The following is a 12,580-nucleotide window of genomic DNA, read 5'->3' as shown; positions in this document are numbered from 1 at the left end:
GAGATTAAAACATGTTACATATCTACTGCCCTTATTGCGAAGAATATCGCGAAGAAGAAGAGTTTCACCCCCACGGTCAGGCCCACATTGTGCGCCCTTTAGCGCCAGAGTCGTTAACTGATGAAGAATGGTCTCAGTATCTGTTCTTCCGCAAAAACCCCCGTGGTTTACACCATGAAATGTGGGTGCACGCCACTGGGTGTCGAAAGTTCTTCAATATGACCCGACACACCGTGACCTACAAAATACTCGAAACTTACAAAATGGGGCAGCAGCCCAGTATTACTGCTGAGGACACACAATGAGCCAAGTAAACCGTCTTGAACAAGGTGGCCGCATTAATCGGTTTAAAACCTTAAATTTCACGTTTAATAACAAAACTTATCAGGGCTTTGAGGGCGATACCCTCGCGTCTGCATTATTAGCTAATGGCGTTGATGTAGTAGGCAGAAGTTTCAAATATAGCCGCCCAAGGGGCATTATTACCGCTGATGCCCAAGAGCCCAATGCCATCTTTCAAATAGGCTCGAACGACGCTTCTACTATTCCCAACCCGCGGGCAACGCAAACCGAGCTGTATCAAAACCTTGTGTGCAACGCCACCAACGGTTGGCCTAATGTAGATTTCGATTTAATGGAAACGGTAGGTAAAGTAGGCGGCGCAGCCATGCCCCCTGGTTTTTACTACAAAACCTTTATGTTTCCGCAGTCTATGTGGATGTCGTATGAAAAAATTATTCGCAAAGGTGCAGGTTTAGGCAGTAGCCCATTACAACCCGACCCAGATACCTACGACAAAATGCATCATCATTGTGATGTGATGGTAGTAGGGGCTGGCCCTGCTGGTTTATCTGCAGCATTAGCCGCAGCGCAAGCAGGCAGCCGCGTTATTATTGCTGATGAACAAAACGAAATGGGTGGCAGTTTACTGTGCTCTACCCAATTGCTTGATGGCATGAGTGCATCTGCATGGGTGGCCAACACCCTAAGCGAGTTAGAGCAAAATGAAAACGTTACGCTACTTCCACGCAGCACCGTATTTGGTTATTTCGACCATAACTTTTTAGGTATTAACGAACGCCGTAGCGATCATATTGGTGAAACCGATAGCAATGGCACCCGTCAGCGGGTGCATAAAGTACGGGCTAAACACGTTATTTTGGCCACGGGCGCGCACGAAAGGCCATTGGTGTTTGGTAATAATGATGTGCCGGGTTGTATGTTGGCGTCTGCGGTTTCTACTTATATTAATCGTTATGCGGTAGTACCTGGCAATGCATTGGCCTTAATGACCACCAACGACAATGCCTATAAAGCCGCAATAGCTTGGCATGATGCTGGTAAAGAAGTGGCGGTAATAGCTGATACACGGCCTACTCCAGAAGCAGGTACTGAAGGCGATTTAGTTAAACAAGCCATTGAGCTCGGCATTAAGGTTTTATTCGGCCACGCCATTATTAACGTGAAGGGCAGTAAGCGGGTTAAATCGGTGGAAGTGGCACCGATTAGCAGCAATGGCGACAAGGTTGAGGGTGAAGTGGTGAGTTACACCTGCGATACCGTCGCTAGTTCTGGCGGTTGGAGCCCTGTATTGCATTTATCGTCGCACACGGGTAGCAAGCCTGTATGGCGAGATGACATTCAAGGTTTTGTGCCAGGAAAAACCGAGCAAGCACAGCTTATCTGTGGCGGCGTTAACGGCGTATATTCGTTAACGCAGGTGTTGAACGAAGGTATGCAATGCGGCGTTAAAGCATCACAAGCGGCAACCGGTAAACCGGATCAAGAGCCTTCAGCGGATCAAGAGCCTTCAGCGGATCAAGAGCCTTCAGCGGATCAAGAACCTTCAGCTGAACCAGTTCCGAAGCTAAAACTAGTAAAGCCAAGCAGTACGCCTGTTATCAAAGAGCCCGTTGAAGCACCCGCTATGGCACTGTTTCATATTCCTCATGTGAAACCTACCAGTCGTGCTCCTAAACAATTTGTCGACTACCAAAACGACGTGACCGCCGCAGGTATTGAGCTTGCGAACCGCGAGGGCTTTGAGTCTATCGAGCATGTTAAGCGTTATACCGCACTGGGGTTTGGTACCGATCAAGGCAAGCTAGGTAACATTAATGGCATGGCAATTACCGCCAAGTCATTGGGTAAAACGATTCCTGAAACCGGCACCACTATTTTTCGGCCTATGTATACGCCGGTTACCTTTGGGGCGCTGTCGGGCAGTGATGTGAAGCATCTTTTCGACCCCGCTCGCTTTACCGCTATGCACAGTTGGCATTTAGCGAATGGTGCAGAGTTTGAAGATGTAGGCCAATGGAAGCGCCCATGGTATTTCCCTAAACCAGGGGAAACCATGCAGCAAGCACTTCAACGTGAGTGCTTAGCCACGCGAAATAGCGTGGGTATTTTAGATGCTTCAACGCTTGGCAAAATAGATATTCAAGGCAAAGACGCTCGAGAGTTTTTAAACCGTGTTTATACCAACCCATGGAGCCAGTTAGCCGTAGGGAAATGTCGCTACGGGGTAATGTGTAAAGAAGACGGTATGGTGTTTGACGACGGGGTAACCTCGTGTATTAACGACAACCGCTTCTTAATGACCACCACCACAGGCGGTGCGCCTGCTGTTTTAAGCTGGCTAGAACTATGGCATCAAACTGAATGGCCTGAATTAGAAGTGTACTTTAGTACAGTGACCGATCATTGGTCTACCATGACGATTTCAGGCCCCAATAGCCGTAAGGTGTTGGAAAAACTCACTGATGCTGATGTGAGCAACGAGGCCTTTCCTTACATGGGGTGGATAGCCACCGAAGTGGCGGGCGTGAAGGCGCGTATCTTCCGTATTTCGTTCACGGGTGAATTATCTTTTGAAATAAACGTGCAAGCCAACCATGGACTTCATACCTGGGAAGCGGTAATGGCCGCCGGAGAGGAGTTTGATATAACCCCCTACGGCACGGAAACCATGCATATTTTAAGGGCTGAAAAAGGGTTTATTATAGTGGGGCAAGATACCGATGGCTCGGTAACGCCGCAAGATTTAGACATGAACTGGGTGGTAGGGAAGAAAAAAGAATTCAGTTACCTAGGTAAACGCTCGTGGATCCGAGAAGATAACCAGCGCAGCGATCGCAAGCAGTTCGTTGGCCTAAAGCCAAAAGACAAAAACTTTGTATTGCCCGAAGGCGCGCAGCTTGTGTTCGACCCCAACGAAAGTATTCCTATGACTATGGTGGGGCATGTTACCTCTAGTTATTACAGTGCGTGCTTAGGTCACTCTTTTGCACTGGCTGTGGTGAAAGGAGGTCTTGAACGCATGGGGCAGTCTGTTTTTGTCCCTCTGGCCGATGGCACCACAGTGGAAGCCGAGATATGCAGTTCCGTATTTTATGATGCCAAAGGAGACCGTCAAAATGTCTAATATCGTTAATGTACAGTCACCTTTGTACCATGCAGATTTTGAGTCTTTAGCCAGTGTAACGAACGAAGGCGGCGTGTCTCTTCGTGAAGCTAAGCTGCTGGGGCACCTTAATCTACGAGGCAATAGCGACAGTCCAGAATTTAAAAACGGCGTAGAAAAAGCACTGGGTTTAACGCTACCGCTAACCCCTTGCACGTCTCTACAAAATGATAACGCTACAATTATGTGGTTATCGCCTGATGAGTGGCTCATTATTGTTGAAGGCGGGAAAGAAGAAGCAACAGAAGCGGCTCTAAGGGAAAGTATCACTGGACACTTTGCGGTGTCTGATATTAGTGGCGGGCAAACTATTCTTGAGATCAGCGGGCCTGATTGTATTAAGGTACTGCAAAAATCAACGGGCTACGATTTTCACCTTAAGCAGTTTCCTGTTGGAAAGGTTATCGGTACCGCATTCGCTAAATCGTCTACTCATATTCGCCGCACTGGTAACGACAGTTTTCAGCTTATCGTACGCCGAAGCTTTGCCGACTACTTTTGGTTGTGGTTACAGGAAAGCAGCAAAGAATATGGTTTGCGTGTAACCCTATAATTGGGTCTACCTCTTTATATTTCGTGAAAGGAACAGCAATGGCGCTGCCTACAAATACTCAACAACAAAACGCGCAAGCACAAATTATTACCGCTAGCTGTTCAAGTAAATTGGGTACGGTAGATGTGGTCACCCGTTATTTGTATCAAAACGGCTTCTACATTACCGAAATTCACTCGTTTGACGATACCGAAAACGGACAGTTCTTTATTCGCATTGAATTTCGGCCCGACAATGGTGCGAACTTCGACAGACAAGCCTTCTTTGAAGGTTTTAGCCCGCAAGCCGATAAGTTTTCGATGCAATGGCAGTTGGTCGCAAAGGCATATAAACCTAAAATTGTGATCATGGTGTCGAAGCAAGATCATTGCTTAAATGATTTGTTATACCGTTGGCGGGTGGGCAGTTTAGCCGTTGATATTCAAGCTATAGTGTCTAATCACCCGGACTGCGACAGCCTAGCAAAATGGCACAATATTCCTTACTACCACTTTCCTATTAGCAGCGAAACTAAGGCTGAACAAGAAGCCTTGGTGTGGGGAGTTATTCAGCAATATGATACGGATTTAGTGGTACTTGCCCGCTATATGCAGGTGTTGTCGAACGACATGTGCGTGAAGCTAAAAGGCCGAGCGATTAATATTCACCACTCGTTGCTACCCGGCTTCAAAGGAGCGAAGCCTTACCATCAAGCTTATGAAAAAGGCATTAAGTTAGTAGGCGCTACGGCTCATTATGTTAGTGATGAACTTGATGAAGGGCCTATTATTAGCCAAGGAGTGGAAACGGTCGATCACGGTTTCTTGCCGCAAGATTTAGCCGCAAAGGGGCGTGATGTAGAGTGCTTAACTCTGGCTCGCGCGGTGCAAAATCACATTGAAAATCGCATATTTCTTTATGGCCAAAAAACCGTGGTGTTCACTAAATAACGCCACGGCAGTATAAGTTTGGGGTAAGTTTTTACTGCTTAGCCCCAATCTTTATTTCTTACGTTAGCCCAGCCGGAATGACTTACGTTAAAGCCTGCTTATTAAGCTTGCGCGCCTTCTAAGGTTTAGCCTAAGCACCTGGTTTTGGTTCGTGCTCATCATAAGCTGCTATTGCAGCGTCTTGTTCTGGTTCAGAAGCGGTCACGTATTCCGTTACTGGTTCTGGCTCTGAAACTGACTTAACAGCAGAAGCTACTTCAGAATCAACATGCTCTGCTTCATCAATACCCACTTCAATAACCTCATGGGTCGTTTTGCTAACGTTAACGAACGGGGTGAAGTGCTCCCGATCCACTTTGTGGAATTTAATGCGGTATACCGTCCAGCAAGCCAAAATGAAGAAGGCGAGGGCAGACACAATAAATAAGGCATGCTGGGTGTATTTAATTAACGAAGACACCACTATTGGCCCAAATACACTGCCTAAGCTATTCATCATTAACACACCACTTCCAATCTCAATCACCGAAAGGTCGGTGTTATCGTTCGCGTGGGCTAAGCACAGTGCATAAAGCGGAAAGACTAAACCGCCGAATAAAAACATGGTGATGAATATAAATGATGGGCCTTCAAAAAATGGCTGTACAGCAATAATACAAATAATGAAGCCAACTATAGCTAAGCCCGCAATAACTAGGCGTCGGTCGATAAAGTCAGATAATCGACCTAATGGATATTGCAATGCGGCCCCTCCTAACAGGGTGACGGCCATAAAAATACCCACTTGCCCGGCATCAAGGCCATTGCTGTCTGCGGCCACTGGCCCTAATGCCCAAAATCCACCCGTAACAAAGCCGCCAAGGAAGGCACCTACCATGGCAATTTGCGAAACCGACATAATACGTTTGAAGCTAAATTTTATATCTGGGATAGGGTTTGGCGCTGTGCGAGAGGTCAACCCAATAGGTAATATACCTAATACCAATAGTGCAGCAGCCAGCATGAATAGCCTTTCAAAGCCAATATCGAAACCGACCAACAATTGCCCTACACAGATAGCGAATAACGTAATAACCGCATATATCGATAGTATACTGCCGCGATGATCAGTACTGGTTTTCTCGTTTAGCCAGCTTTCAATTACCATGTAGATACCTGCCATCGACCAACCCATCAGCAATCGCGCTATCAACCACGATTCAAAATGGTTCACCATGCCAATGAACAGCATAGAGGCCGTAGTTAAGGCAATTAATACAGTAAACACTCTGATATGACCTACTTTAGCCACAAGCTTTGGCACACTTAAACAGCCAAATACGAAGCCAAGAAAATAGCTAGAACCGATATAGCCTATGGTAGAGGGCGCCCAATCAAGGCTAACGGCATACAAAGGCACAAGGGTATATTGTAAACCGTGGCCTATCAGTAAAATGGCCGCAGAAAGCAGCAACGAAAACATGGATTGAAGTAAAACGCGCATAACTCTACTCAATATAAGAGGCGCCAGTAGGTAAGTTTTCTAACGCCATCTCTGTAACCGGTTAATTAGGGATAGTTAAAAACCTTCAGGAGGGTCTATATTCCTGTGGTTTTTAGCTGGCTTCGGTTCCAGCATATTGCCACGAACTACGCGGTATACCAGCACGAATAATGAAGCGTTTACGCATATAATGATAAACATGGCAGGCAAACCGCCCAAATTCGACATCATCTTAATGCCATCAATGCTGGCAAAACTCACCATTACCCACGCGATAACGCCAATGCTAATGCCCCACACGAACTTCAGCATTAACAATGAGCCAGAGTTTGCACTCGCCTCTTCGGTAGTATCTGTGGCGCATTCAACATTAGCGGCTGTTTCTGGCTCGTTAGTCTCTGGTTCATTAGTATCTGCAGAGCATAAATTACTCATGGTATCGGTATTAGAATCCGCCGCAGTGACGTAAGAAATAAACGTGATACAAATGAAAATCGTAGCCACAATAGCGCTAATTGGCAGGTTATCGAATAGCGAATAAATAGCGCCTTCAGCCCCGTTTGCGTTCATGGCTTGGCGAATACCGCCATTTAGTTCTTGGTCAAAAAACAAGGTGCTGCCAGAAAAGGTAGACATCCATATCATGGCGAATAAGGCAGGCAGTACTAAGTTCACGACAATGAACTGCCTAACGGTATAACCACGGGCAATTCTTCCTAAAAATAACGCTACCACGGGTGCCCATGCGTACCAATTTGCCCAATAAAACACTATCCATAATTTTGGCCAGTCGTCGTTCGGCCCTGTGTAAGTATTTAGGCTTCTAGCAAAAAAGTGAGTGCCATAGTCAATTAACCCTTCAATACCTAACGAAAATACATAGCTGGTGGGTCCAAAGAAAAGCACAAATATACAAGCGACGATAAAAATTTTAGCGTTCAGGTTAGATAGCTTAGCAATACCTTTTTGTAATCCACTTACCGCAGATGCCACGAAGGTAATAACAATGGCGGCACACACTAATGCCATTACGGTTTTGGTATTGGGCAGCCCTAATACCGACTCTAACCCGCCGCTTAACATCAACACCCCTGTGCCTAACGATGAAGCCATACCGGCAACTAACGCAAACAGTGCAATAGCATCGATAACTTTGCCGGTAGCTGGGGTGATCAACTTACCTAAAAATGGTCTTAGTGACGAACCAAGAGAAAAAGGCATTTGTAAGTTATAAAAACACAGGGCAAACACCAATGCCGGCAAGCAATAGATTGCATAGGGAGTGAACGTCCAATGCATAAACATGGTGGCCATGGTGAATACCGCTGCCGCTTCACTTTGCGCTTCAATATTGAGTGACACGGGCGGTTCATAGAAATGGAACATGGGCTCTGCCGCACTCCAAAACAAAATGCCGGTGGCCAAAGTGGTACACAAAGTAATAGAAAACCACTGCCATTTAGAGAGCAATGGCGTAGCACGGCTACCACCAATTCTAATTTTGCCTAAAGGGGAGAAAAAAGTGGCGATAAGTGAGAGCAGCAAACACAGCGTAGAAAAGCTGAACAACCATGCGAAGGTATCTAATATCCAATCATTTATGTTGGTAACCACGCGCAAGAAGTGTGCTAAATCAACAAAGCTGAAAACCATGGCGGCGAGAAGGAGCAAAAAGGGAGGCCAAAATACGCTGTGTTTAATATCGTTTTTAAAATCGAAGCGTAGCCATGTAGGGGGCGTTTTAGCTAGGGCTTTTTTTGCATTTAATGCTTTAGCTGCATTATGAGACATTTTTTACCTTCTTTTACTTATTGTTTGCTGTACGAAGCAGCGCTTTAAATTTTTAAGGTAAAGCCAAGATTTGGTGAATGTATATTGTAAATGGCAATCACAGTGTGAATGTGCGTTTGTGCCTAATTTTTGTTCTCACCAAACTTCTTGTCGATTGCGAAAAGTGAACAAACCTTGTTCGGTTATTGCTTATTAATGATGCCATTGTTGTAGTCAAATAATGGCAGTGAGTATGTTCACTATTATTCTTGAATAGCGCTCTTCGTGCCAGATTAGCATTCAAGGGTGTTGATATATTGATTATAACGACTCATAACTTTCTAAATACGTCGCTACAAATTTAAAAAATTACTACCGTTGATTATCTGGTTATAAAAATTAATTTTTAAGCTTGTAAATCATTTAGCATTTTTTAATTAGATCTGAGTTTTTCTCTGGCTTTACCAATTTTCACGTTTTTTTAGTTTGGAATTAATACAAACCAATTTTTAGTATATAGAAATAAAATTTGTATGTCTTATATGAACCGGTAAATGTCTTGATTGGAAAAGTGAAACATATCTACAGTGCTTTAATAGACGGCCATTCAGGGTAAAAATTAATTTAACGAGTAAGCCATGATCAGCGTCTTCGATATGTTCAGTATTGGTATAGGGCCGTCAAGTTCTCATACCGTTGGGCCCATGCGAGCTGGTATCGCCTTTTGTGAACAGCTTAAACACCTTCAACTGTTTGAACAGGTTGATGAGATACGTGTAGAGTTGTTTGGTTCGCTAGGGCAAACGGGTAAAGGGCATGGCACGGGAAAGGCGGTTATATTGGGCCTTCAAGGTTTTACCCCAGAGTCTATCGAGATAGAAAGTGTCGAGCGCAATTTGGCTGATATTGCACATCAACAATGGCTAAAATTGCATGGTCAGCGTCAAGTTATTTTTAAGCGTGAAAACGCTATTGTATTTCATCGCCGTAAAACACTGCCCCTTCACGCAAACGGTTTAACCTTCCATGGGCTTCAAGGGCAACGCATCGTTGCTAGTCAAAGTTACTATTCCATTGGTGGCGGTTTTATATTGCGGGAAGAAGACTTTCATCAAGAAAAGGCCGCTGCGGTGGAACAAGACGATAAAAGCGTACCTTACCCTTTTTCCTCTGCGTCTGAATTACTGCGTTTATGTAAAGAACACGGGTTATGTATTAGTTCTCTGATGCTGGCGAATGAAAGCGTAGTGTGTAGTAATCGTGAAGTTAAACAGAAGCTATGGCATCTATGGCAGGTCATGCAAACCTGCGTATCTAATGGTATTGCCAACGAGGGAATTTTACCTGGTGGCTTAAAAGTGACACGGCGTGCCCCTAAGTTATTCCGCCGACTTCAAAATGAACGTACCTGCGACCCTATGCAGGCAATGGACTGGGTTAACCTATTCGCATTGGCAGTAAATGAAGAAAATGCGGCAGGTGGCCGAGTGGTTACTGCCCCTACTAATGGTGCGGCGGGTATTATTCCTGCCGTACTGCATTACTATGAAAAGTTTGTTCGCCCAGTAGATGAAGATATTGCGGTACGGTATCTACTGACGGCAGCGGCCATTGGCATTTTATACAAGAAGAATGCGTCTATTTCTGGGGCTGAGGTAGGTTGCCAGGGTGAAGTGGGTGTGGCTTGCTCTATGGCCGCTGGAGCGTTAACCGAGATACTTGGGGGCACGGTAAGCGAAGTTGAGAATGCGGCTGAAATTGGCATGGAGCATAACTTAGGGCTAACCTGCGACCCTGTAGGTGGCTTAGTACAAGTACCTTGTATTGAAAGAAACGCGATGGGAGCAATAAAAGCGATTAATGCCTCTCGACTGGCGCTTCGGGGCAACGGCGATCAAAAAGTCTCTCTCGATAAAGTGATTAAAACCATGCTTGAAACCGGCAATGATATGAAGTCAAAATACAAGGAAACCGCTCGCGGAGGCCTAGCGGTCAATATTATAGAATGCTAAATAGTGCCCTCGGCAAATAAGACTTTCAGGCCTTACACTACATCTGGGAAGTGATTTTTAGCATCCAGTCAAAGAAGTGTTTAACATCAGGTTTGTCTTTGTCTTCCTTGCGGCAAATAATGCCCCAGCTTCCAGAAAACGTGGTTTCATGCTCACAGGGTTTTACTAATCGACCCATGCGTAAATCGTCGTCTATAAAGGGCCCATTCACCAACGCCACCCCTTCATTGTTAATGGCCATTTCAAGGGCAACAGCTTTTGTATCTACCACCATATAGGGTGTAATAACATTGGGTGTAAGATTAGCGCTCTCAAACCACCGCTTCCAATAATCCACTTCGGTTTCTACAGACAGTAGGGGTAAATCTAATAAATCTTCGGGTGTTAATTTACCGTTGTATTTTTCAAGCAAGGTTGGGCTGCACACCGCGTATACACGGGAGTCGAAAATGGGCGCCCAATGATACCGGTCTGAAGGCGTGGTTTCGCAAAACACTATGCCTACATCGGAAGACTCTTCGTCGAACTCCCATTTCGAAGCATAGGTATCAAGTTGAACATTCACCGTGGGGTGTTCATCGTGAAAAGCGGGTAATCGGCGAGCCAGCCAGCGTATAGATAGGGTGACGTAAGTTTGTACTCGCAGTGGCGCGTGCTCTACCGCTTTTTTAACCGTGGCGACACCTAAAGCAAGTTGCTCAAGTGCTTCTAAAACATAGGGGTAAAACAACTTTCCTTCATCGCTAAGAATGACATTTCTGCCGTCGCGATTAAATAATTTTACCCCTAAATTCTCTTCTAAATTTTTGATTTGATGGCTAATTGCTGGATGCGTTAAATTTAACTCTTCCGCCGCAGCGCGGTGGCTCAGCCTGCGTGCAGCGGCCTCAAAACCGCTTATGGTACTGAGTGGCGGAAGTAACCGACGTTCCATTTAAAGACCTTTATCATTGAAAAATTATCACAACATAACTACCAAACAATGGCGTAAAATCCAACTAATAACTACAGATAGACTCGCTGAAGCAACTGTTTTTACCCCTAAACACATATGCTTAAAGGTACTAATCTTAAGCCAATAAGATGAAGGCAACCCGTTCAGGTTGCCTTCTAATAAAGGTGCCGCCTAGTGCAATTTTTCCTATTTACTTCTTATTTAACGCTTAGTTAAGCGATCGATAAAGGGAAATATTGGCTTTAGTAATCGCTTCTTAGTGGTACCACAACTTCGTAGCCTTTTTCTTCTGGCTCGTCGTCAACCATAAACGCCGGAAAGCCTTTACCAAGTACTTTAACGTCGCAAGCATCTTCCATTCTGCGAATGATATTAGGCGAATATTCACGAGGGCCGTAGCGCTCTTCACCATCTTTAAATATATCTACCATTAAAGGTGCAAGCTCTAAAGGTATGCCTGCGCGCTTTGCCACTTCATCAAACAGACCCACATCTTTAGATACTAAATCCATAGTAAAGCCAATATCACGGCTACCGTTAAGTATTACCTGAGATTCAGTTTCGTGAACGAATGAATTACCCGACGACGCCTTAATGGCTTCATAGGCTACGTTCATGTCCATACCCATCACTTTAGAAACCGTTAATGCCTCTGACAATGCAGCAAGGTGCACAGTACATAGGTAGTTAGTTACTACTTTTAGGGTTGATGCTGAACCAAGCTCGCCTGTGTGAAGCACACGTCTGCCCATAATGGTCAAAATAGGTAGAACGGTATCGAACGCTTCACGGTCGCAGCCTGCAAAAATAGAGATGTTACCCGTGTCGGCACGATGGCAGCCTCCAGATACGGGGCAATCGACAGGCATGGCACCTTTTTCTTTTACCAAGGCGCCAATGCGGCGAACTTCAGCTTCATCGGTTGTACTCATCTCTAGCCAAATCTTACCTGGGCTAATACCTGCCAACACGCCGTCTTCGGCTTCCATAACGTGAGAACACGCGGCTGGAGAAGGCAAACATGTGAATATAACATCACACTTTTCAGCTATCTCTTTTGCTGAGTCGGCAGACTTGGCGCCACGTGCAACAAAGTCTGCGACGAATTCTGGATTTAAATCTCTAACGGTAAGGTCGCAGCCGTTACGTATTAAGCTCCCTGCTAATTTGCCACCCACATTACCTAATCCGATGAATCCTATCTTCATGTGTTTACCTTTTTATTATATTGCGGTGTGCCATTGCAAAGCACAGCTGTTGGCCTGTTGAAGTTCGTATAACTTCAAGAAAACCGATAGTTATATAAAAATGGATTAGGTAAAAATGATTAATTTTGGGTGTATGGTTAATTTTTCTAACCAATCACTTTTTGGTTATCCGAGGCCCTACAAAGCAGGGGGAAAGCAAAAGTG

At 45.1% G+C, this 12,580-nt stretch carries 9 protein-coding genes; 5 read left to right on the top strand and 4 right to left on the bottom strand.

Features of this window, described 5'->3' with window-relative positions:
• The first annotated feature begins 11 nt into the window (after positions 1-11).
• From J8L84_RS02125 to purU, 4 genes are read left to right on the top strand one after another with little or no spacing between them, the layout of a single operon-like run.
• Positions 12-305, top strand: coding sequence for a sarcosine oxidase subunit delta family protein (locus J8L84_RS02125; RefSeq protein ID WP_057794898.1), 294 nt, complete (start codon positions 12-14; stop codon positions 303-305).
• Positions 302-3,427 (top strand): sarcosine oxidase subunit alpha, encoded by a 3,126-nt coding sequence (locus tag J8L84_RS02120; protein WP_211069235.1) that lies wholly within the window; start codon positions 302-304, stop codon positions 3,425-3,427. The genes J8L84_RS02125 and J8L84_RS02120 overlap by 4 nt, the downstream gene beginning before the upstream one ends.
• The gene (gene soxG, locus J8L84_RS02115) at positions 3,420-4,019 is read left to right on the top strand and encodes a sarcosine oxidase subunit gamma family protein (RefSeq protein WP_211069234.1); all 600 of its coding nucleotides are present in this window, start codon (positions 3,420-3,422) and stop codon (positions 4,017-4,019) included. Before J8L84_RS02120 ends, soxG begins: the two co-directional genes overlap by 8 nt.
• 38 nt (positions 4,020-4,057) lie before the next feature.
• Positions 4,058-4,948, top strand: coding sequence for a formyltetrahydrofolate deformylase (gene purU, locus J8L84_RS02110; protein WP_211069233.1), 891 nt, complete (start codon positions 4,058-4,060; stop codon positions 4,946-4,948).
• A gap of 130 nt (positions 4,949-5,078) precedes the next feature.
• Here the strand turns inward: purU and J8L84_RS02105 are convergent, their stop codons facing one another.
• Both J8L84_RS02105 and J8L84_RS02100 read right to left on the bottom strand, forming a co-directional pair.
• Positions 5,079-6,431: an MFS transporter gene (locus J8L84_RS02105; protein ID WP_211069232.1), complete on the bottom strand. Its 1,353-nt coding sequence runs from the start codon at positions 6,429-6,431 to the stop codon at positions 5,079-5,081.
• A 75-nt stretch (positions 6,432-6,506) separates the two neighbouring features.
• Positions 6,507-8,222 carry a BCCT family transporter gene (locus J8L84_RS02100; protein ID WP_211069231.1) on the bottom strand — a complete coding sequence of 572 codons (1,716 nt, stop codon included), beginning with the start codon at positions 8,220-8,222 and terminating at the stop codon, positions 6,507-6,509.
• Between the two features lie 617 nt (positions 8,223-8,839).
• Between J8L84_RS02100 and J8L84_RS02095 the strand changes: the two genes are divergently transcribed.
• A complete protein-coding gene (locus tag J8L84_RS02095) occupies positions 8,840-10,213 on the top strand; it encodes an L-serine ammonia-lyase (RefSeq protein ID WP_211069230.1) in 1,374 nt (457 codons plus the stop codon).
• A 37-nt stretch (positions 10,214-10,250) separates the two neighbouring features.
• On the opposite strand, the gene J8L84_RS02090 is transcribed toward J8L84_RS02095, so the two are convergent.
• Positions 10,251-11,147: a LysR substrate-binding domain-containing protein gene (locus J8L84_RS02090; RefSeq protein ID WP_211069229.1), complete on the bottom strand. Its 897-nt coding sequence runs from the start codon at positions 11,145-11,147 to the stop codon at positions 10,251-10,253.
• A gap of 263 nt (positions 11,148-11,410) precedes the next feature.
• Positions 11,411-12,376, bottom strand: coding sequence for an NAD(P)-dependent oxidoreductase (locus J8L84_RS02085; protein ID WP_129735676.1), 966 nt, complete (start codon positions 12,374-12,376; stop codon positions 11,411-11,413).
• Between the last annotated feature and the right edge of the window lie 204 nt (positions 12,377-12,580).

The organism is Alteromonas sp. MMG017 (assembly GCF_018100795.1).
Classification (GTDB): domain Bacteria; phylum Pseudomonadota; class Gammaproteobacteria; order Enterobacterales; family Alteromonadaceae; genus Alteromonas.
The sequence above is the reverse complement of the archived record's forward strand: the minus strand, read 5'-3'. Positions and strand labels throughout refer to the sequence as shown.